Annotated in this window: 20 protein-coding genes; 9 read left to right on the top strand and 11 right to left on the bottom strand. The window is 64.2% G+C overall.

All coding sequences use genetic code 11. The annotated features are described in order from the left end of the window. Positions 1-235 precede the first annotated feature (235 nt). From FJ425_RS09440 to folE, 3 genes are all read right to left on the bottom strand, one after another. Entirely contained in the window at positions 236-1,201 is a 966-nt protein-coding gene (locus tag FJ425_RS09440) for a patatin family protein (protein ID WP_140723084.1), read from the bottom strand. Positions 1,202-1,285: 84 nt separating this feature from the next. Next, positions 1,286-1,744 (bottom strand): phosphoribosyl-AMP cyclohydrolase, encoded by a 459-nt coding sequence (gene hisI, locus FJ425_RS09435; protein WP_140627328.1) that lies wholly within the window; start codon positions 1,742-1,744, stop codon positions 1,286-1,288. 43 nt (positions 1,745-1,787) lie between these two features. Further along, the gene (gene folE / locus FJ425_RS09430) at positions 1,788-2,420 is read right to left on the bottom strand and encodes a GTP cyclohydrolase I FolE (RefSeq protein WP_095765060.1); all 633 of its coding nucleotides are present in this window, start codon (positions 2,418-2,420) and stop codon (positions 1,788-1,790) included. A gap of 237 nt (positions 2,421-2,657) precedes the next feature. On the opposite strand from folE, the gene FJ425_RS09425 reads away from it, so the two are divergent. Then, positions 2,658-3,104 carry an iron-sulfur cluster assembly scaffold protein gene (locus FJ425_RS09425; RefSeq protein WP_140722931.1) on the top strand — a complete coding sequence of 149 codons (447 nt, stop codon included), beginning with the start codon at positions 2,658-2,660 and terminating at the stop codon, positions 3,102-3,104. A gap of 9 nt (positions 3,105-3,113) precedes the next feature. Here FJ425_RS09425 and FJ425_RS09420 read toward each other — a convergent pair whose 3' ends face one another. After that, a complete protein-coding gene (locus FJ425_RS09420) occupies positions 3,114-4,019 on the bottom strand; it encodes a LysR substrate-binding domain-containing protein (RefSeq protein ID WP_140722928.1) in 906 nt (301 codons plus the stop codon). A gap of 92 nt (positions 4,020-4,111) precedes the next feature. Between FJ425_RS09420 and FJ425_RS31520 the strand changes: the two genes are divergently transcribed. The 3 genes from FJ425_RS31520 (at position 4,112) to blaOXA (ending at position 5,677) form a co-directional block, all read left to right on the top strand. Continuing rightward, positions 4,112-4,273: a hypothetical protein gene (locus FJ425_RS31520; protein WP_181164824.1), complete on the top strand. Its 162-nt coding sequence runs from the start codon at positions 4,112-4,114 to the stop codon at positions 4,271-4,273. 92 nt (positions 4,274-4,365) lie between these two features. Then, positions 4,366-4,719, top strand: a complete 354-nt coding sequence (yidD, locus tag FJ425_RS09415) for a membrane protein insertion efficiency factor YidD (RefSeq protein WP_140723081.1) — start codon at positions 4,366-4,368, stop codon at positions 4,717-4,719. A 145-nt stretch (positions 4,720-4,864) separates the two neighbouring features. Continuing rightward, complete coding sequence (gene blaOXA, locus FJ425_RS09410) at positions 4,865-5,677, top strand: class D beta-lactamase (protein ID WP_140722925.1); 813 nt, start codon at positions 4,865-4,867, stop codon at positions 5,675-5,677. Between the two features lie 6 nt (positions 5,678-5,683). Here the strand turns inward: blaOXA and FJ425_RS09405 are convergent, their stop codons facing one another. Then, positions 5,684-6,682, bottom strand: a complete 999-nt coding sequence (locus FJ425_RS09405; RefSeq protein ID WP_348643154.1) for an SAM-dependent methyltransferase — start codon at positions 6,680-6,682, stop codon at positions 5,684-5,686. Between the two features lie 58 nt (positions 6,683-6,740). Here FJ425_RS09405 and thrS point away from each other — a divergent pair, with 58 nt between their 5' ends. Together thrS and FJ425_RS09395 are read left to right on the top strand one after the other, a co-directional pair. After that, the gene (gene thrS, locus FJ425_RS09400; RefSeq protein WP_140722922.1) at positions 6,741-8,714 is read left to right on the top strand and encodes a threonine--tRNA ligase; all 1,974 of its coding nucleotides are present in this window, start codon (positions 6,741-6,743) and stop codon (positions 8,712-8,714) included. 83 nt (positions 8,715-8,797) lie between these two features. Then, positions 8,798-9,739 (top strand): GNAT family N-acetyltransferase, encoded by a 942-nt coding sequence (locus FJ425_RS09395; RefSeq protein WP_140542174.1) that lies wholly within the window; start codon positions 8,798-8,800, stop codon positions 9,737-9,739. Between the two features lie 9 nt (positions 9,740-9,748). Here FJ425_RS09395 and FJ425_RS09390 read toward each other — a convergent pair whose 3' ends face one another. Further along, complete coding sequence (locus FJ425_RS09390) at positions 9,749-10,714, bottom strand: hypothetical protein (protein WP_140722919.1); 966 nt, start codon at positions 10,712-10,714, stop codon at positions 9,749-9,751. Between the two features lie 276 nt (positions 10,715-10,990). On the opposite strand from FJ425_RS09390, the gene FJ425_RS09385 reads away from it, so the two are divergent. Together FJ425_RS09385 and FJ425_RS09380 are read left to right on the top strand one after the other, a co-directional pair. Next, the gene (locus FJ425_RS09385) at positions 10,991-11,575 is read left to right on the top strand and encodes a nitroreductase (protein WP_140722916.1); all 585 of its coding nucleotides are present in this window, start codon (positions 10,991-10,993) and stop codon (positions 11,573-11,575) included. Between the two features lie 74 nt (positions 11,576-11,649). After that, complete coding sequence (locus FJ425_RS09380; RefSeq protein ID WP_140722913.1) at positions 11,650-12,324, top strand: isoprenylcysteine carboxylmethyltransferase family protein; 675 nt, start codon at positions 11,650-11,652, stop codon at positions 12,322-12,324. A 2-nt stretch (positions 12,325-12,326) separates the two neighbouring features. Here FJ425_RS09380 and FJ425_RS09375 read toward each other — a convergent pair whose 3' ends face one another. Then, positions 12,327-13,208 carry a CoA ester lyase gene (locus FJ425_RS09375; protein ID WP_140722910.1) on the bottom strand — a complete coding sequence of 294 codons (882 nt, stop codon included), beginning with the start codon at positions 13,206-13,208 and terminating at the stop codon, positions 12,327-12,329. After that, positions 13,208-13,660: a MaoC family dehydratase gene (locus FJ425_RS09370; RefSeq protein WP_140722907.1), complete on the bottom strand. Its 453-nt coding sequence runs from the start codon at positions 13,658-13,660 to the stop codon at positions 13,208-13,210. The genes FJ425_RS09375 and FJ425_RS09370 overlap by 1 nt, the downstream gene beginning before the upstream one ends. Before the next feature lie 152 nt (positions 13,661-13,812). Here FJ425_RS09370 and FJ425_RS09365 point away from each other — a divergent pair, with 152 nt between their 5' ends. Beyond that, positions 13,813-14,934, top strand: a complete 1,122-nt coding sequence (locus FJ425_RS09365; RefSeq protein WP_140722904.1) for a DUF2336 domain-containing protein — start codon at positions 13,813-13,815, stop codon at positions 14,932-14,934. 18 nt (positions 14,935-14,952) lie between these two features. Here the strand turns inward: FJ425_RS09365 and FJ425_RS09360 are convergent, their stop codons facing one another. The 3 genes from FJ425_RS09360 to parE all read right to left on the bottom strand — a co-directional run bounded on the left by FJ425_RS09360 (position 14,953) and on the right by parE (position 19,650). Continuing rightward, positions 14,953-15,390, bottom strand: coding sequence for a VOC family protein (locus FJ425_RS09360; protein WP_140542181.1), 438 nt, complete (start codon positions 15,388-15,390; stop codon positions 14,953-14,955). 81 nt (positions 15,391-15,471) lie between these two features. Next, positions 15,472-17,553, bottom strand: a complete 2,082-nt coding sequence (locus FJ425_RS09355; RefSeq protein WP_140722901.1) for an FUSC family protein — start codon at positions 17,551-17,553, stop codon at positions 15,472-15,474. A gap of 42 nt (positions 17,554-17,595) precedes the next feature. Then, on the bottom strand, positions 17,596-19,650 hold the full coding sequence (gene parE / locus FJ425_RS09350; protein ID WP_140627352.1) for a DNA topoisomerase IV subunit B: 2,055 nt from the start codon (positions 19,648-19,650) through the stop codon (positions 17,596-17,598). Positions 19,651-19,802: the final 152 nt, after the last annotated feature.

The raw sequence follows: 19,802 nt of genomic DNA, 5'->3' as shown, positions 1-19,802 counted from the left end.
GGAAGCGCCGCGGCGGTCCAGAATTTTGCACCGCTGCACACCTCGGTCCAGGTAACGGCATGGATCCTCGGGTCTGCGCGCGTCGCTTCGCTCCTTGCTCCGCCCTGGAATGACGAGGTTCAGGAGCCTTCAGCTCATGGCCAGCGTTTGCGCTGACTACGGCAACGGATATTGATAGACTTGTCCGACAAGCTTGGAATCTTTCCAAATCACTGTGTAGAGGAAGTAGCGGAATTCACACCAGGACGGACTGCAGCCGGGTCAGTTCGCCGATCTGGGACTTCGTCGCCTGATAGCCGAGGCTGATCGCCTCATCGGCGCGATGGAATTCCGTCAGGCCGATATGGCTGAGTTTGGGCTGCAGCGACATATCCGGCGGATCGCCGGCCAGCCTGGCCCGCGAAATCCGGTCCTGAATGATGTTGAAAGCCTCGACCATGACGCCGGTGATGCCAAGGCGCGTCTGGTGTGACTGAGGATTGACCTGGCCGGGACGCGGCGCGTCGTTCTCGACAAGCAGCTCGCCGGCGCTGTGCTTGATGACGGCGGCGCGGCCGAACAGGTCGTAATGCAGATTGACCGCAACGACGAGCGGCTGCTCATAGGCGCGGCAGACCGAGACCGGCACCGGATTGACCAGCGCGCCGTCGACCAGCATGCGGCCGTTGCAGGCCACCGGCTCGAAGACGCCCGGCAACGCATAGGAGGCGCGCATGGCGGTGACAAGCGAGCCGCTCGACAGCCAGATTTCATGGCCGGTGCGGATTTCGGACGCGACGGCGACGAAGGGTTTCGCCAGGTCTTCGAAGCGGGCGCCGTCGAGATGCTCGCGCAGGCGCTGATCGAGCCTCATGCCGCCGAACAGGCCGCTGCCGCGAAGATTGAGATCGAGAAGGCCAAAAATGCGCCGCTTGGTCAGGCTTCTGGCGAATTCTTCCAGTTCGTCGAGCTTGCCGGCAAGGTAGCAGCCGCCGACCAGCGCGCCAATCGAGGTGCCGGCGATCATCGATACTTCGATGCCGGCCTCGTCAAGCGCGCGCAACACGCCGATATGGGCCCAGCCCCTGGCGCAGCCGCCGCCGAGCGCCAGCGAGATACCGGCTTTCCCACCTGGCTTCGGGTCGGACGCGCCGCCTGACGATGCGGGGCCGTTGGCCTCCCGAACGTCAGGTCTGCTGCGCAATGACGCCCATTCGAGCATCATGATCTCCCTTGTCCCGTATCCCTTCTATCGCAAGGATATTTGAGAATAGTGAATCTGAGTGGTTTGTGAATATTGAATGGTTCACACCGGCTTCCGATACGTTTGGTCCGTATCGAACAGCGGCCTGCTGCCGTCGCCGGCAAGCGTCGCCTTGCCGTCATTCAGCCCCACCGTCCGATAAAAGCAGGAACGCCGTCCGGTGTGACAGGTTGCGTCGTGGCCCAACACTTTGACGCGCAACCATATCGCGTCTTGGTCACAATCCGTGCGCATCTCGACGATCTGCTGGAAATTGCCCGAGGTTTCGCCCTTCTTCCACAGCGCGTTGCGCGAGCGCGACCAGTAATGGGCAATGCCGGTCTCCAGCGTCAGCGCCAGCGCCTCGGCATTCATATACGCGACCATCAAGAGCATGCCGTCGCCGGCATCGGTGACGACGACGGTGACGAGGCCGGCCGCATCGAAGCGCGGAGAAAGGACGGAGCCTTCCTCCAGCGATTTCTTATCGGATGGGGCTTTGGGGAATTTCGGTGCCGACATCGCCGGTCGATCTTTCCTTCTAGTGGCCGGCGATGGCCGGCGATCAGCCGCCGGCGCGCACCATGGTGACGAAGCGGACCTGCTCCTCCGGCGTGTCCTTGAAGACGCCGGTGAAGGTGGAGGTCAGCGTGGTCGAATCCTGCTTGCGGATGCCGCGCATGGCCATGCACATATGCTCGGCCTCGAGCATGACGGCGACGCCGCGCGGGTTGAGCACATCCTGGATGACGCCTGCGATCTGCGCGGTCATCGCTTCCTGCGTCTGGAGGCGGTGCGCGAAGATGTCGACGACGCGCGCGATCTTCGATAGGCCGACGACCTTGCCGTCAGGCAGATAGCCGACATGCGCCTTGCCGATGATGGGCACCATGTGATGCTCGCAATGCGAATGGAATTTTATGTTCCTGACGATGACGAGATCGTCATAGCCGGCGACTTCCTCGAAGGTGCGGCCGAGCTCGTCGGCCGGGCACATGTCATAGCCGTTGAACATTTCGCGGAACGCTTTGGTGACGCGCTTGGGCGTGTCGATCAGGCCTTCGCGGTCCGGATTGTCGCCGGTCCAGCGCAAAAGCGTGCGCACGGCGGCTTCGACCTCGGCTTCGCTCGGCCGGTCGGTGACGGGCTTTTCCAAATATTCGGACGGAGGCATGATTTTCTTGATGACGGCATCCATAAAGGCGTCTCCCGTAGTCCCACTCAAAGGTGGAACGAGTTGAACGGACCACGACCTTTTGGGTGAAAATCGCCCATTTCCATCCCGCAAGCGGCGTGAACAGAAGAGCAGCGACAACGGCTTTTTCGTCGCCTTGTCGATGCCCGACTGCGACCATTATATATGTTTCGAGCGGCGCGAAAGGAAGACGCGAGAGCGGCAAAGCCTGTTCGCTTGGCGGCGACGGATTGGAAAAATATGATCGACGACGTCTACAATGCGAAAATTCTCGGTTTCGCCGGGAATATAGGGCGGATCGGCCGGCTCGACGATGCCGACGCGACGGCCAGGGCGCATTCCAAATTATGCGGCTCGACTGTCACGGTCGACCTCAAGATGGACGGTGACGTGGTGACCGATTTCGCCCACGACGTGAAGGCCTGCGCGCTCGGCCAGGCCTCGTCCTCGATCATGGCCCAGCATGTGGTCGGCGCCAGCGCCGACGAATTGCGCGCCGTGCGCGAAACCATGCTGAAGATGCTGAAGGAGAACGGCGCGCCGCCGGAAGGCCGTTTCGCCGACCTCAAATATCTGGAGCCGGTGCGCGACTACAAGGCGCGCCATGCCTCGACCATGCTGACCTTCGACGCGGTGGTCGATGCGATCGGACAGATCGAGAAGAAGCGCGCCGAACGGGCGGCTTGAGCGCAGCGGTCAGGCCGCTCCCCTGGTCACAGCGAATTCGCTTCGTATCCAGTCGGCAAAAGCATTGGCGGGTTCCGGTAGATTCCGCAAACTCCTGGCCACCAGCCAATAGGCGCCGGAAGCGACGTCGATGTCGAACGGCTTGATCAAAGTGCCTGACACGAGTTCCTCGCCGACCTGCAGGAGGTCGCCGAGCGCCACGCCATGTCCGAGCAGCGCAGCCTGCTTCGACAGCGAGACATCGGCCAGCATTGGGCCGCGTGCAGGCACCGCATCGGCGGGCACGCCGGCGGCCTGGAACCAGCGCGCCCAACCCTGGCGGTTTTCCTCATGCAGCAGCGTGTAATGGCGAAGATCGATCGGCTTTTCCAAGGGAGGGCCGGAGGCGAGCAGCGCCGGCGACAGGACCGGCGAATCGACAGTCGAGGCCAGGCGCTCGGCCTCGCTACGCGGCCATGACGTGGCGTGGGCGCTGAAACGCAAGGCGAGCTCGGGCTGGTCGCTGCGGAACTCGATCGGCCGCGGATCGACTTCGAGCGACACGTCGATATCGGGCCGCAATTGGCGGAAGCGATTGAGCCGGGGCAGCAGCCATATGGCGGCAAGGGACGGTTCGACGCTGACGCGGACAATCGCCTGCGCCGGCGAGGTCGTGAGCTCCGAAAGCACGCGGTCGATGTCGTCGAAGCTTCTGACCAGTCGGTCGAGCAGCAGATGTCCCGCATCCGTCAGCTCGACGCGGCGATGGAGGCGCAGAAACAGCGGTCTGCCCAAAAAGGTCTCGAGCTCGCGGATCTGCCGGCTGATCGCGGCCTGCAAGACGTAAAGCTCGTCGGCCGCCAGGCTGAAACTAAGGTGCCGGCCGGCAGATTCGAAACTTCTGAGCGCCGTCAGCGGCAGCCGCCCTCGCTTCATTCGCATAACCTCAGGTTATCCGACGCGGAAATTATACTCGTTTGAGGCGGGAGGCCAGCGGCAGTCTAATCGGTGCTCAAAGGAGCACTGCCATGAACCAGTTCCTGGCCATTCTAAGCGACGTCATGCTGATCGCGACGTTTCAGTGGCGCGACAAGAGCCGGCACCCCGGCTGGCACGAGGAAAGGCCCGGCAGTTCCACGCGCCATGCGCCAGTGGCCGACCGGCATCCCGTCCGTCGCGCCAGGCCATGAGGAGGAAGGGCGTTGCGTTCGAGGTCGGAAGGACACATCTATCGCGTAGCAAAACAACCGCGGAGACGTGGGTGGGCGACCATCCCGGACATATGCATGGCGGCCGGCCAATCCAGAGCGGACGCAATTGGCCGGGACCTTGGCGCAAGACGCCCGGGCGCATCCTGGGCACCTCGCTCGTGCGCCTCTATCAGCTGACGCTATCCGGCTTCGTCGGCAACAGCTGCCGGCACCTGCCGACCTGTTCCGAATATGCCCATGAGGCGATTGCCCGCCATGGCCTGTGGGCCGGCGGCTGGATGGGGTTGTTCCGGGTCCTTCGCTGCTGGCCGTTTGGGACGCACGGCATCGACCGCGTGCCGGAGACGCTTGCCCAGCGCTATGTCTGGTTCATGCCTTGGCGCTACTGGCGGATCGGCAAAGGGCGCAGCGAGCCCGAAAGCTGATTGCTTCGCCGTCCCGCGCGACGCGGATTTTAACGAACCGGTAGGGTTAACGCGAAGCTGCACGAACACTGCGAATTTGAGACAAAATCGAGACAAGTCGTCTCGCTAAGCCGCTCCCGTAATCTCATACCGGAGTGACTTCGCCATGCGCCAGATGGACCGCTACCCCTTCATTTTCGCCATCGTCCTTTTCCTGCTGGCCTGGATGCTGGGCTTGCCGGTGCGGGCGCAATCGGCGCCGCTCGGCGACATTCACTGCACGCTGATCCAGGACCAGCAAAGCGGCGCAACGCTTTACCAGGACGGCGTCTGCGACCAGCGCGTCAGTCCGGCTTCTACCTTCAAGGTGCCCCTGGCGCTGATCGGCTACGATGCCGGCATCCTGAGCGATCAGCACACGCCGAGCTGGGACTACAAGCCCGAGTTCAAGGCGGCGAAGCGCGACCAGAAGACCGTCGATCCGACGATCTGGGAGCGCGATTCGATCGTCTGGTACTCGCGCGAGATCACGCGGCGTCTCGGTGCCGAGAAGTTCGCCGGCTACGTGTCGAAATTCGACTATGGCAACAAGGACGTCTCGGGCGATGCCGGCAAGGACAACGGGCTGACGCAATCCTGGATCAATTCCTCGCTCGAGATATCGCCGTCCGAGCAGACGGCGTTCCTGCGCCAGCTGCTCGCCGGCAAGATGCCGGTGTCGGCGAAGGCGCATGAGATGACCAAGGCGATCCTGCCGACCTTCGCGGCAGGGGACTGGACGGTGCAGGGCAAGACGGGCAGCACCAGGCTCGGCCAGGACGGCAAGCGCTCGCTCGGCTGGTTCGTCGGCTGGGCCGAGAAGAACGGCCGTCGCATCGTCTTTGCAAGACTGGTCGTCGATGCCAAGCGTACCGGAGAGCCGAAAGGCCTCGCAACGCGGGCGGCGTTCCTGAAGGATTTGCCAAAACTGGTGAAATGATCGGGCTCAGGCGCTGCGGCGAGCGCGCAGGATGTGCGCGCCGGAATTGCTTGGGGCGCTGGGAGACTTGGCGAAACGGGCAGCGATATCGCTGCTCCCGAGATCCTCGATTTCGTCAAAGCCGAAATCGGCGAGCGACTTCGCCAATTCATCGGGAACGAAGAAACTGATCCAGGGCTCACCGACGGCCGCGACGCGCGCCGCATAAAAGGCCAGCGTTGCTTGGCCCGCCGTGTCGCGGTCCTCGGCCGGTTCGCTGTAGTCGAACACGACCTCGGATCCCGGGATGCCGGCGATATAGGACAGCGTGGCGAAAATCGCATCGCGCGTGAGATAAGGCACGACACCAAGCCACATGAAGAAGCCCGGCTCGGCCGTTTTCAGGCCCGCCGCGGCCAGTTCCTCCGCCAGGCGCTGGCGTTCGAAATTGACCGGCACGAAGCTGACGCCCGACGGTTCGGTAAGTCCGGCCTCGGCGATGCGCCGCCGTTTCCAAGCTTGTGTCGCGGGATGATCGACCTCGAACACGGTGAGGTCCGGATAGGGATTGCGCAGCGAAAACGTGTCGAGACCGGCGCCGAGCACGACCAGCTGGCGAACGCGGCGCCGCACTGCCGCCGCCAACCAATCCTCGGCGAGGCGGGCACGCGCCGCCACAAACAGGCGCATGCGACGGCTATGCTCATCTTCCTGCTCCAGCTCCTGCATGGCGGGCGCGGCTTCGCCCAGGATTGCGCTGGCATAGGGATCGCGAAACAGCGGAGCCTGCGGCGAAAACTGATGCAAGGCCCGCAAGCGAGCGACGCGGAGGGCGGTTCGGCTGGGGGATGCGTCTTCCATGCCTACATACAAGCTGCGTCGCGAGCTGTTCGCAAGCCTTCGTGACGGGCCTGCGACATCGCTGGCGACATTTCCTGACGGGCCGCTCTTTACCTTGCGCGACACTGCCTCTAAAACCCGCCGCGCCGGACGCCTCCGGCTAACCCTCTGCAAGCCGCAACGCATCCTGCGACATGCATTTCACCACCCGCGCTCGTTTGCGGGACTGGATAGGAGAATCCTGATGCCGAATTCCGTTTCCCTGACATTTCCCGATGGTTCGGTCCGCGACTACGACGCGGCGCTGACCGGCGCCGGTCTTGCCGAATCGATCTCCAAGTCTCTGGCCAAGAAGGCTGTCGCCTATAGCCTCGAGGGCATCGTTCGCGATCTTTCCGATCCGCTCGGCACGTCCGGCAAGGTCGAGATCATCACCCGCGAGGATCCGCGCGCGCTGGAGCTTATCCGCCATGATGCCGCGCATGTGCTGGCAGAGGCCGTGCAGGAGCTGTGGCCGGGAACGCAGGTGACGATCGGGCCGGTCATCGAGAACGGGTTCTATTACGACTTTGCCAGGAACGAGCCGTTCACGCCTGACGATTTTCCGGTGATCGAAAAGAAGATGCGCGAGATCATCGCGCGCAACAAGCCGTTCACCAAGGAAGTGTGGTCGCGCGAGAAGGCGAAGAAGGTCTTCGCCGAGAAGGGCGAGCGCTACAAGCTTGAACTGATCGACGCCATTCCGGAGGACCAGGACCTCAAGATCTACGCTCAGGGCGACTGGTTCGACCTGTGCCGCGGCCCGCACATGGCTTCGACCGGGCAGATCGGCAATGCCTTCAAGCTCATGAAGGTGGCGGGCGCCTATTGGCGCGGTGACTCGAACAATCCGATGCTGACGCGCATCTACGGCACAGCCTTTGCCGACCAGGCGCAACTCGATGCCTACCAGACCCTGCTGGAAGAGGCCGAGAAGCGCGACCACCGCAAGCTCGGCCGCGAGATGGATCTGTTCCATTTCCAGGAAGAGGGACCGGGCGTCGTCTTCTGGCACGCCAAGGGCTGGAAGATGGTGCAGAACCTGATCAACTACATGCGCCGCCGCCTCGACGAGCACGGCTATCAGGAAGTCAACGCGCCGCAGGTGCTGGACAAGAGCCTGTGGGAGACGTCGGGACACTGGGGCTGGTATCGCGATGCGATGTTCAAGGTCACGGTTGCCGGCGACGACACCGACGACGACCGCGTCTTCGCGCTGAAGCCGATGAACTGTCCCGGCCATGTGCAGATCTTCAAGCATGGGTTGAAGTCATACCGCGAACTGCCCGTAAAGCTTGCGGAGTTCGGCAATGTGCATCGCTACGAGCCGTCGGGCGCGCTGCACGGGCTGATGCGCGTGCGCGGCTTCACGCAGGACGATGCGCATATCTTCTGCACCGAGGAGCAGCTCGCGGCCGAATGCCTGCGCATCAACGACCTGATCCTGTCGACCTATGCCGATTTCGGCTTCGAGGAGGTCAGCGTGAAGCTGTCGACGCGGCCGGACAAGCGCGTCGGCACCGACGAGGCCTGGGACCATGCCGAGGCGATCATGAGCAATGTGCTGGAGACGATCCGCACGCGCTCCGGCAACCGCATCAAGACCTCGATCAATCCGGGTGAGGGCGCTTTCTACGGCCCGAAGTTCGAATATGTGCTGAAGGACGCCATTGGCCGCGAATGGCAATGCGGCACTACCCAGGTGGACTTCAACCTGCCGGAGCGCTTCGGTGCCTTCTATATCGGCTCGGATTCGGAGAAGAAGCAGCCGGTGATGGTGCATCGCGCCGTCTGCGGCTCGATGGAGCGCTTCCTCGGCATCCTGATCGAGAACTATTCCGGCCATTTCCCGCTGTGGTTCGCGCCGCTGCAGGTGGTGGTGGCGACGATCACCTCGGATGCGGACGAGTACGCCTTGAATGTGGTCGAGCGGCTGAAGGCCGCGGGGCTGCTCGCCGAAGCCGACCTGCGCAACGAGAAGATCAACTACAAGGTGCGCGAGCATTCGCTCGCCAAGGTGCCGGTCATCCTCGTCTGCGGCAGGCGCGAGGCGGAAGAGGAAACCGTCAATGTCCGCCGGCTTGGCTCCCGCGACCAGGAATCGCTGAAGCTCGACGATGCGGTGAAGCAGCTTTCCGATGAGGCGGTCTCGCCCGACCGCAAGCGTCGCGCAGCCTGACTTACCAGCACTTCCTTGAACGGCGGTGGCGTGTCCACCGCCATTTTCATATGCCTGTCACGCCAACCTTGTAACGAGCCGCCATGCTCAAGTTGAAACTGCGGGAAAGACGGTTTCCCGAGCTTTCCTACGCCAACCCGCATCAACCGGTGCTGACGCGCTGGTTCATCCATTCGGTCGAGGGCCTGTCGGGGCGCGACCGCTTCGCCGTGCTCTACGATTTCTGGCGCCGCCAGGTTGTGCCGACCGGCGACCGTGTATTCAGCCGCATGCTGGAATTGATCGACGTCAAGGTCCGCAATGCCGTGCAATGGCCGCCGCCAGCGCTGCCGGACACGCCGCTGGTCATCATCGCAAACCATCCCTTCGGTATCGGCGACGGCATTGCGGTGCTGTCGCTGGTCGAGCAGCTGGGCCGGCCGTTCCGGGTCATGATCCACAAGGATCTGCTCAGGATCCGCGAGATGGAGCCCTATTCGCTGCCGATCGATTTTTCGGAGACCAAGGAAGCGCTGAAGAACAACATGGCGGTGCGCCATGAAGCGGTGCGGCTGTTGAAGGAAGGCGTCACCATCGTCGTGTTCCCGGCCGGCGGCGTCGCCACGGCGCCGAAGGGTTTCGGCCGCGCCATCGACCTGCCGTGGAAGATGTTCCCGGCCAAACTCGTCCAGGACGCCAAGGCCTCGGTCATTCCGATGCATTTCTCCGGCCAGAACGGCCGCCTGTTCCATCTCGTTAGCGGCCCGATGAACATGGCCGAGCGCGACAACCGCGTGGCGAAGTTCATCGGCAAGGCGTCGCTGACGCTGCGCACCTCCTTGCTTATCCGCGAATTCGCGCGACTGTCGGGCAAGGCGATCGAGGTGCGCATCGGCGACGTGCTGAGATGGAGCGACCTTGAGCCGCTGCGCGACCGCAAGGCGCTGCTCGATCGCCTCTATCGCGCGGTCTTCGACCTGGCGACGCCTTCCGCGCAGCGCGGGCGCGTGCCGTTTCTGCCGAAGCGGATGCGCAAAGCGGCCTGATCAACCCGATCAGTCCGCGCCTTCCTCGGGGTCGATGGCGGAAGATTCGTTGGCCACGACCTCGATTTCCTGGTTCTGGCCGGCAACGACCGTGAAATCCTTCTGGTAGATACGGTCGCGGTTCTTGGCGATGATGGTGTATTGGCCTTCGGCCAGCACCATCGAGGCGAAGGCGCCGACCGCTTCCTTGATCGGATCGCCGCTCTCGTTGAGCAGCGACCAGGAGGTATCGGCGATGGCCTCGCCGCCGGGCTCGCGCACCAGCTTCATCGTCATTTCGGCGGCGCGGTGCTCGACGGTCGCCTCCATCAGCTTGCCGGCCTCGACGCGGATGTCGGAGCGGATCACGGCGTTGACCGCGCCATAGGTGGAGACGACATGGTAGGTGCCGGCGTTCAGCCGCACCACGGTGTTCGGCGCGACGTCGGGAGCGATCAGCGCCCGGTCGCCATTGGCCGCGGCCTGGCCTTCATAGATCGAGAAGCGCAGTTTCTTCGACGGGATGGGGGCGCCGCCCGATGTCACCGCGTCAAGCTTCAGGCCGCCGGCATCGAGCACAAGGCTTTCGCGCCTTGCCTCCTTGCCGACGGTGATGCGCTTGGTGGCGCCGGCGCGTCCGTAGGAGGCGTGCACCAGATAGCTGCCGGGGTCGAGCTGGAACACGGCTGTGCCGCCATGCGCGGACGCCACCATCGGCAGCTTGCCGTCACTGGCGGGCTGCGGCCTGAAGACCCGCCAGACGATGCCGCGAGTGATGTCGGCGCCCTTGTCGGTCAACTGCGCCGACAGCGTGATGGCGCCGCCGTTGCCGAGCACCAGCGGCGTCCCGGCCTTCGGCGTTGCGTAGCTCGAAATGCCTGGAAGCTTGATGTCGCCGACATCGTTGGCGTTCTGGGCCAGCGCGAAGGAAATCGGCACCGCGAACAACGCAGCGACGAGTGCGATCACGAAAACGCGCAGGGTCCCCTCAAACATGCCTTGCTTTGAAGCCCAAGGCGGTGGCAATTTCAAGGCCTAGAGCCGGATGATTTCAGGTCGAATTGACCTGAAATCTGAATCCGGCTCTAAGTCAAAGAAGTAGAGCATGATGTCGTCCGAAAACCGCTTCACACTTTTCGGCATCATGCTCTAGAAGCGCGCCGCCTTGCGCGGCGGCTTCTTATCCGGCGCAAAACGCCACTGCCCGAGCCGCCCGATCTCCCGATGGCGTGCTTCAGCTCAAAATCGAATGTCTTCAGGAGACTTGCGCCCATGGCGTCGCCGATCATCGACTACCTGCTCACCCGCAATTCCGCGCCGATCCCCGACCTCAAGGAACCGGCGCCGAGCGATGCCGAGATCGCTACGATGATAGCGGCGGCCTCGCGCGTCCCCGACCACGGCCGGCTCGAGCCCTGGCGGTTCATCCTTTATCGCGGCGAGGCGCGCATCGAGATCGGCAAGAAGCTGGCGGCACTTGCCGAGCAGCGCGAGGGACCGCTGCCGGAAGGCCGGCGCAACCAGGAACTGGCGCGTTTCTCGCGCGCGCCGCTGGTGATCGGCGTCGTGTCGGTGCCGAAGGAGAACCCGAAGATCCCGCAATGGGAGATGTTCCTGTCGGGCGGCATGGCGGCGATGAACCTGATGATCGCGGCGAACGCGCTGGGCTATGGCACCAACATGATCAGCAACTGGTATTCCGATGTGGCCGAGGGCAGGGCGATCCTCGGGCTGTCGCCGCAGGAGCGTGTCATCGGCTTCGTCCATATCGGCTCCTATCAGGGGCCGGCGCCGGAGCGGCCGCGACCCGATCCGGCAAAGCTCTATGGCGATTACGCCGGTCCCTGGGCCGGTTAGGATTATTTGTGGTTTTCGGAGGAACGGCGCGGCGGGCGGCCAATAGCGGCGGGGGACGTCACGGAAGGTTGGTCATGATCTCGAGATTGGTTTTCCAGACATTCGTATGGTTCGGCATCATGGGCGTATTGCTGTTTATGTCGGCAGGCACGCTGCGCTGGACCGGAGCGTGGGTGTACATAGTCGTGATGGTCGCACTGAGCCTTACCATGGGCGTAGCGCTCGCCCGGCGCGATTCAGGCCTGATGAATGAGCGTCTCCGCCCTCCCATCCAGAAGACCCAGACGGCCGCCGACAAGATATTGCTGAGCATATTGCTGCTCGGCATCTTCGCCTGGCTGGCTCTGATGGGGCTCGACATCCGTTTCGGCTGGTCGCCAGTTCCCGTCTGGGGGCAGGTGGTCGGCGTGCTGGTCCTGCTCGTCGGTATTTGGATCTGCTATCTCACGATGCTGGAAAACAGCTTCGCGGCGCCTGTCGTAAAGATCCAGGACGAGCGTGGACAGAAGGTGATCACGACAGGCCCCTACAGTTATGTCCGCCATCCGATGTATGCCGGCGCCATACTTTATTTCGCCGGCACGGCGCTGCTGCTTGGTTCCTGGTGGGGACTGGCGTCGGTGCTTGTCTTCATCGTCCTGCTCGGCATCCGCACCTTCATCGAGGAAAAGACGTTGCGAACCGGCCTGCAGGGCTATGACGATTATGCCGCGCGCGTGCGCTACAAGCTGATCCCGATGGTCTGGTAACCTCAGGCAAGGCTGCCCGCCGCTCGGGCGCGAGCCAGTAAATGCTCGGCCAGCCGCAGATGCGGCCGGTCGTACATCTTGCCGTCGATGCCGACGACGCCCGGATTTCCCGCCGCCGCGAAGGCATCGACGATCGCCCGCGATCGCGCGACCGCTTCGGCGGACGGCGTGAAGGCGGCATTGATGACCGGCACCTGTGCCGGATGGATCGCCATCTTGCCGGTGAAGCCGTCCCGCTCGGCCTCGCGGCATTCCTTCCCAAGGGCGGCCATATCGCGGAAATCGGGAAAGACGGTGTCGATGGCGGCGACTTCGGCTGCGCCGGCCGCCAGAATGGTCACGGTCCGCGCCAGGCGAAACACGTCGGTGTAGCGGCCGCTCTCGTCGCGGGTCGTGCGCGCGCCGAGAGCCGCCGACAAATCCTCCGCACCCCAGGTCAGGCCGGCAAGCCGCGCGCTTGCGCCGGCATAGCTTGCCGCCGCCAGCACCCCCGCCGCAGTCTCGGTGATGATCGGCAGGATTCTTATGGCGCCGTCCGGCAGCCCGTTCTCGGCCTCGTGCACTCGCAGCTTTGCCGCCAGTTGCTGGACGTCCTGCCCGCTGTTCGACTTCGGCAGCATGATGCCGTCGGGCTTCGCCAGGACGAGCGCTGCGAGATCGGCGTCTGTCAGGCCGGTGGAAAGATCGTTGACCCGCACATAGATGGCCGAACCCGTCCGGTGTCTTTGACTCGAGATGAACTCGGCCGCGGTCGCGCGCGCCGCCCCCTTGTTTGCGGCGGCAACGGAATCCTCGAGATCGACGATGATCACGTCGGCGCCGGCCTCGAACCCCTTTTCCAGCTTGCGCTCGGAATCGCCGGGCACGAACAGCAGCGAGCGCATCAGGCCGCCTTCCTCAGCATCATCGCCTGCCTGGTGCATTTGGCGACAAGAATGTCGTTCTGATTGTAGGCGCGATGCTCGAATTCGACGATGCCGCGATCGGGTTTCGACTTGGAGTCGCGCACGGACACAACCGTCGTCTCGACCCGGATGGTGTCGCCGTGAAAGACGGGATGCGGGAACACCGTTTCCTTCATGCCGAGATTGGCGACCGTGGTGCCGACGGTGATGTCATTCACCGAAATGCCGATCATCAGGCCAAGCGTGAACAGCGAATTCACCAATGGCTTGCCCCACTCGGTTTTCGCCGCGAAGTCGAAATCGATGTGCAAAGGCTGGGGGTTGAGCGTCATCGCCGAAAACAGCATGTTGTCGCTCTCGGTCACGGTCTTGCGCAGCGTGTGGTGGAAGACATGGCCGACGACAAACTCTTCCAGATAAAGCCCGGCCATGGTTCGATTTCCTCCAATGTCGTTGCTTGATAGGCGTTGGCTGCGGCCCCATCAAGCCGGTTAAGAAATATGGTGAACCGTTCGTAAACCATTTGCAGCCTACCGTTCACAACGGGGCCGGGACCTTTCCGGCAAGGGCGCAGCTGGTCGGTATGGTTGTTTCGCATTTTCTAAAATGGATTGATACAGCAAGGGTTTCCGAGCGCGCCGCCGCCGCGAGCGCGTTGGCGCGCGCCTATATCAACTCCGATCTGCCGTTCGAGGATCGCTGTGCCGCCGAGGCGGCGCTGACGCTGCTTCTGGACGACGCTTCGTCCAAGGTGCGCCTAGCGCTTGCCGAGGCGCTGTCGATGAGCCATCACGCGCCGCCGCAGGTGATCAGCGCCTTGGCCGCCGACCAGCCGGAAGTGGCGGCGCTGGTGCTCGCGCGTTCGCCGCTGCTTACCGATGCCGATCTGGTCGAGCGCGTCGCCTGCAGCCAGAAGGCGACGCAGAAGCTGATCGCCAACCGCCCGGTCGTCTCGATGTCGCTGGCGGCGGCGATCGCCGAGATCGGCGAACCGGAAGCCTGCGCCGCGCTGATCGGCAACAGCGGCGCCGAGATCGCTTCGCTGAGCTTCCGCCGCATGGCCGAGCGGCACGGCCACCTGCCGCTGGTGCGCGAGGCGCTGATTGCCGATCGGCGCCTGCCGGCCGACTGCCGGCACATGCTGCTGGTCAAGCTCGGCGAGACCTTGAAAGGTTCGCCGCTGGTGCTGGCGATGATGGGGGCGGCGCGCGCGGATCGCGTCATGCGCGACGCCTGCGTGAAAGCCTCGGTGACGCTGATCGAGGGAACGCGCATGGAGGAGCATGCGGCGCTGATCGAGCATCTGCGGCTGCGCGGCGACCTCACCGCCGGTTTCATCATCCGCACCATCGCGCATGGCAAGGTGGACTTCTTCGGCTCGACGCTGGTGGCTTTAGCCCAACAGTCCGAACAGCGGGTGACGGCACTTCTCGCCGGCGGGCACGACGTTGCGCTGCAGGCGCTGTTCCGCAGCGCCGGGCTTGCACCGGCCACGCATGGCATCATCCTGAGGGCGCTGAAAGTCTGGCGCGAGGTCGCCAATGGCCGGCGTGTCGCCGGCGTGCAGGAAGTGAGCTGGTTGATGCTGAAGGAACTCGGCGGCCAATCGGCCGAGGGCGATCTTGCCGGGTTGGTGAAGTCGATCCACCTAGACGCGTTGCGCGAAAACGCCCGCGGACATGCGCTGGCCATCGCCGCGGCCTGAGCGGATCACAATCAGGTCTCAGCTGAGTTCCTGGGCGAGTCCGATGAGAAGCCCTTCAGGCCCACGGATGTAGCAAAGCCGATACGCGTCCTTATACCGGACGACTTCGCCGACGAGCTCAGCGCCGCGCTTGCGGAGCCTCTCCAGCGTGTCGTCGATGTCGTCCACGGCGAACATGATCCGGAGATAGCCCAATGCGTTCACCGGGGCATTGCGGTGATCCGCGATGACAGGCGGCCTGAGAAAGCGGGACAGCTCGAGCCGGCTGTGGCCGTCCGGCGTGCGCATCATGGCGATCTCGACATGCTGGTCGCCGAGCCCAGTGACACGCCCGGCCCACTCTCCTTCGATCGCGGCACGCCCTTCGAGTTCAAGGCCGAGCTCGCGAAAGAAATCGACCGTCCTGTCGAGGTCATCGACGACGATTCCGACGTTGTCCATCCGTTTGAGCGCCATGTGTCCAACCTAAAAGGTGTCGCCCAGTCCAGCAAGGACCTATTCTCGGAAAGGGCCCAAACCAGGCATGCCCCGAGCTGTTCAAGCGCGACCCTTCGCGAAGAAATCCGGATAATCCTCCATCGCCGCGGCGATGATGCGCAGCGAGGCGGCGATCTGCAGCATTTCGAGCCGATCGGTGCGTTGGGCGATGCTGGCCGCATATTGCCTCGCCACCGCGACGGTCGCGGTCTGCGGCTCGCCCGGTTGCCGAAACAGCAATTCGCGCGCCAGGCCGCGCAGGAAATTGCCGATGGACTCGACTGTTTCGTGCGGGACGGCGGAGTTCAGTTGCGCCTGGCGCAGCCGCAGCACCTCCAGCCCGACGGTGACGGCCGCGATGCTTCCGCCGAGAATGGGATCGCCCTTGCGGCCCGTCCGCTGCACCTGCGGCATCAGCTGGTTGATCCGGTCGTAGGCGAGGCTTTCGAAGGCCGAACGGCGGGGAATGCGCTCATGCAGGCAAAGCCGGGCCAGGTCCTCGCGCATCGCCTGCGAGATGCGCGCCATGGTGGCCCAGGGATCGGCGGGCAGCACGACAATGAAGACGCCGATGGCAATCAGGATGCCGACCAGGATCGAGGCCGAGCCGGCGAAGAACGGCCCGGGATCGTAGATCATCTGCTGATGCGGGCTGAGGAAGGCGAGGAAGTTGATGGCGAAGGCGGTGGCGACGCCGACATGGCGCGGATTGGCCATGCCGAGCGCCGCGGGTACCAGGATCGGCACGACGAAGAGCGTGAACCAGCCGAAGCCCGGCAGCGCCGGAAGCGCGACCTGGCCGACCAGGAAGGCAAAAGGCAGCGCGATCAGCGTGCCGGAAAAAAAACCCCAGGCGGACTGCACGGGATCGGGGCGCGATGCGAACAGGCTGGAGACGACGGCGACGAGGATGACGATTCCGGCCGCTTCCGACCATTTGGTCGTCAGCCAGAAGACCGCCACGAGCAACGTCGCCAGCGCGGCGCGCACGGCGTTGCGCCATGCGGCCTGGTAGTCGCGGTGGACGACCAGCGCCGGCTGGCCTCGCTCGCCCGATTTGCGGGAGACGGGCGAGCGCAGCGCCTCCAGCCCGCGCATCACCTGCTTCAGCGCCTCGGCGAAATCGCCGGCGATGGTCAGGCGGGTGATTGTGCCGACCTTGTCTTCGCCGGTATCGTGGGAGCTCGTATCGTTGGGCAGTTCGGGCATCTCCCTGGCCTTGCTGGCGATCGCATCGAGCCGTGCCACCCAGGGCCCGGTATCGTCGAGCGCGCCGGGCGTCGCCGCCAGTTCGCCGACGAAGGCTTTTAATTCGCTGCGCATGGGAATGAGCGCCGCGTTCTTCGGCCTGCGGTGGCTGTGCAGTGCGCGCGCCGCCGAAAGCGCCCACAGAAGCTGGCCGATCGTGCGCCGCACCGGGTGGGCGCGGGTGGCGAAGCTCGGCGCCTCCAGCCGCGCATAGGTGCGCATCTCGGCGAGCGTCTGGGCATCGGCGATCAGCTTGCGCTGGAGCGCGGCGAGGCTTGCCGGGTCGCCGCCGGAGAAGGCGCCGCCGGCATATTCGGCGAGGTCGAGGATGCTGCGCTTCAACCTGGAAATGATAGCGTCGGCCGCGAGCTTTGGCAGGATCAGCCGGCTGGTGACGCCGGCGCAGACGATGCCGAGCACGATCTCCGCGCAGCGCGCGACGGCGAGGTCGACGACAATATGCGGTTGTCCGAGGGCCGGCAGGCTGATGATCATCGCCGTGTAGCCGGCAAGCGCGGCGCCATAGGCTTCCGGGTTGCGCAACAGCGAAGAGACCAGCGTGCAGACGCCAATCCAGAGCGCCAGCACGCTCACCAACAGCCAGGGATTGGCGCCGAACAGCGATGTGATGCCGACGGCCGCCAGACCGCCGGCCAGCGTGCCGAGCAGCCGGTAGAAGCCCTTTGCCAGCACCATGCCGGCGACCGGCTGGGCGACGATGAACACTGTCATCATCGCCCATTGCGGATGATCGAGCTTCAATGCATAGGCGACAAGCAGCGCGACCAGTCCGGCCGAAACCGTGCGCAGGGCAAAAATCCAGTCCGAACGGGTCGGCTGCGTCAGACCGCTTAAGGGCGTCTCGACAAGCTCTTTCAACCGCGTCCAGGTCACACCGGTTCTCCGTGCCGGAGACTGTTATGGACCGGCAGGCGATCAGATATCCAGCACGTCCGCCTCGGCGAATTCGGCGCGCTCCTGGATGAAGCGGAAACGCGCCTCGGGCTTGGTGCCCATCAGCGCGTCGACGGCATCCTTGGTGGCCTGCTCGGCGTCGATCACGTCGACCCTCAAAAGCGTGCGCTTCCTCGGATCCATCGTGGTCTCCTTGAGCTGCGCGGCCATCATCTCGCCCAGGCCCTTGAAGCGGCCGATCTCGACCTTGCCGCGCCCGGTGAATTCGGTGCGCAGCAGTTCGTCCTTGTGCGCGTCGTCGCGGGCGTAGCCGACCTTGCCGCCTTGCCGGATCGAATAGAGCGGCGGCACGGCCATGTAGAGATGGCCGCCGCGGATCAGGTTCGGCATCTCCTGATAGAAGAAGGTGATCAGCAACGAGGCGATGTGCGCGCCGTCGACGTCGGCGTCGGTCATGATGATCACGCGGTCGTAGCGCAGATCCTCGTCGCGATATTTCGAACGCGTGCCGCAGCCGAGCGCCTGGATCAGGTCGGAAATCTGCTGGTTGGCGGCAAGCTTGTCGTTGCCGGCGGAAGCGACGTTAAGGATCTTGCCGCGCAGCGGCAGCACTGCCTGGCTGGCGCGGTCGCGCGCCTGCTTGGCCGAGCCGCCGGCCGAGTCGCCCTCGACGATGAAGATCTCGGCGCCGGCGGCGGCGTTCTGCGTGCAGTCGGCAAGCTTGCCCGGAAGGCGCAGCTTGCGCACGGCGCTCTTGCGCGAGACTTCCTTCTCCTGGCGACGCCGCACGCGCTCGTCGGCGCGCGCGATGACCCAGTCGAGGAGCTTAGAGGCTTCCTGCGGATTGTCTGCCAGCCAGTGGTCGAACGGGTCGCGAAGGGCGTTTTCGACGATGCGCATCGCCTCGATCGTCGCCAGCCTGTCCTTGGTCTGGCCGACGAATTCCGGCTCGCGGATGAACACCGACAGCATGCCGGCGGCCGAGATCATCACGTCGTCGGTGGTGATGATCGAAGCGCGCTTGTTGCCGATGAGGTCGGCATAGGCGCGCAGTCCGCGCGTCAGCACGTTGCGGAAGCCGGCCTCGTGCGTGCCGCCTTCGGGGGTCGGAATGGTGTTGCAATAGGAGTTGAGGAAACCGTCGCCGCCGAACCAGGTGACGGCCCATTCGAGCGAACCGTGGCCGCCCTGCTTGTCGCTCTTCCCGGCGAAGACCTCGCGCGTGACCTGGAATTCGTCGCCGAGCGTCGCCTTGAGATAGTCCTTGAGGCCGCCGGGGAAATGGAACTCGGCCTTGGCCGGCGTCTGGTCCTTGTCCTTGATCAGCGACGGATCGCAGGTCCAGCGGATCTCGACGCCCCCGAACAGATAGGCCTTCGAGCGCGTCATGCGGTAAAGGCGCGCCGGTTCGAAGGCGGCGCCCTTGCCGAAAATCTGCTCGTCGGGATGGAAACGAGTCTTCGTGCCGCGGCGGTTGTGGACCTCGCCGAGATGCTCGAGACCGCTGACCGGGACGCCGCGGGAGAATCTTTGGCGGTAAAGTTGACGACCCCGCGCGACCTCGACCTCGAGGTGGTCGGACAGCGCATTGACGACCGAGACGCCGACGCCGTGCAAGCCGCCGGAGGTCTCGTAGACCTTGGAGTCGAACTTGCCGCCCGAATGCAGCGTCGTCATGATGACTTCGAGCGCCGGCTTCTTGAATTTCGGATGCGGATCGACGGGGATGCCGCGGCCGTTGTCGGTGACGGTCAGGAAGCCGTCGGCGGAAAGCTCGACGTCGATGAAGGTGGCGTGGCCGGCCACCGCTTCGTCCATCGAATTGTCGATGACCTCGGCGAACAGGTGATGCATCGCCTTGTCGTCGGTGCCGCCGATATACATGCCCGGACGGCGCCGTACCGGCTCGAGCCCTTCCAGCACCTCGATATCGGCGGCGCTGTAGCCCTCGCTGCCGTCGCGTGTGGCGGTCGAACGCTTCGCGGCCTGCACCAGCGGATCGGCGGGCCGCGAGGGCGCGCGCACCGGCTGTGCCGGCTTTTCCATCTTGCCGAAGAGGTCGTTGCTGTCGTCCATGCTGGGCCTAGCGTCCGGTAATGCGAATCATTCCTCGATACTGCCACGCTTTTGGCGGGCGAACGAGTTCCTGTTCCGTTCAGGGATCAAACTGTCTCTTATTCCAAAACCATTCGATAACCAAGCCGGCCGAAATAGGGCGATCGGCGGGT

Source organism: Mesorhizobium sp. B2-7-2 (assembly GCF_006440775.1).
GTDB lineage: Bacteria > Pseudomonadota > Alphaproteobacteria > Rhizobiales > Rhizobiaceae > Mesorhizobium.
The sequence above is the reverse complement of the archived record's forward strand: the minus strand, read 5'-3'. Positions and strand labels throughout refer to the sequence as shown.

Coding starts and splice junctions, on each gene's coding strand:
- FJ425_RS09380 (WP_140722913.1), top strand. CDS start 11,650: ATGATCTCGAGATTGGTTTTCCAGACATTCGTATGGTTCGGCATCATG.
- FJ425_RS09365 (WP_140722904.1), top strand. CDS start 13,813: ATGGTTGTTTCGCATTTTCTAAAATGGATTGATACAGCAAGGGTTTCC.
- folE (WP_095765060.1), bottom strand. CDS start 2,420: ATGGATGCCGTCATCAAGAAAATCATGCCTCCGTCCGAATATTTGGAA.
- FJ425_RS09370 (WP_140722907.1), bottom strand. CDS start 13,660: ATGGCCGGGCTTTATCTGGAAGAGTTTGTCGTCGGCCATGTCTTCCAC.
- FJ425_RS09420 (WP_140722928.1), bottom strand. CDS start 4,019: ATGAAGCGAGGGCGGCTGCCGCTGACGGCGCTCAGAAGTTTCGAATCT.
- thrS (WP_140722922.1), top strand. CDS start 6,741: ATGCCGAATTCCGTTTCCCTGACATTTCCCGATGGTTCGGTCCGCGAC.
- yidD (WP_140723081.1), top strand. CDS start 4,366: ATGCATGGCGGCCGGCCAATCCAGAGCGGACGCAATTGGCCGGGACCT.
- FJ425_RS09395 (WP_140542174.1), top strand. CDS start 8,798: ATGCTCAAGTTGAAACTGCGGGAAAGACGGTTTCCCGAGCTTTCCTAC.
- FJ425_RS09425 (WP_140722931.1), top strand. CDS start 2,658: ATGATCGACGACGTCTACAATGCGAAAATTCTCGGTTTCGCCGGGAAT.
- FJ425_RS09405 (WP_348643154.1), bottom strand. CDS start 6,682: ATGCGTTGCGGCTTGCAGAGGGTTAGCCGGAGGCGTCCGGCGCGGCGG.
- FJ425_RS09440 (WP_140723084.1), bottom strand. CDS start 1,201: ATGCTCGAATGGGCGTCATTGCGCAGCAGACCTGACGTTCGGGAGGCC.
- FJ425_RS31520 (WP_181164824.1), top strand. CDS start 4,112: ATGAACCAGTTCCTGGCCATTCTAAGCGACGTCATGCTGATCGCGACG.
- hisI (WP_140627328.1), bottom strand. CDS start 1,744: ATGTCGGCACCGAAATTCCCCAAAGCCCCATCCGATAAGAAATCGCTG.
- FJ425_RS09385 (WP_140722916.1), top strand. CDS start 10,991: ATGGCGTCGCCGATCATCGACTACCTGCTCACCCGCAATTCCGCGCCG.
- FJ425_RS09360 (WP_140542181.1), bottom strand. CDS start 15,390: ATGGCGCTCAAACGGATGGACAACGTCGGAATCGTCGTCGATGACCTC.
- blaOXA (WP_140722925.1), top strand. CDS start 4,865: ATGCGCCAGATGGACCGCTACCCCTTCATTTTCGCCATCGTCCTTTTC.
- parE (WP_140627352.1), bottom strand. CDS start 19,650: ATGGACGACAGCAACGACCTCTTCGGCAAGATGGAAAAGCCGGCACAG.
- FJ425_RS09390 (WP_140722919.1), bottom strand. CDS start 10,714: ATGTTTGAGGGGACCCTGCGCGTTTTCGTGATCGCACTCGTCGCTGCG.
- FJ425_RS09375 (WP_140722910.1), bottom strand. CDS start 13,208: ATGCGCTCGCTGCTGTTCGTGCCCGGCGATTCCGAGCGCAAGCTGGAA.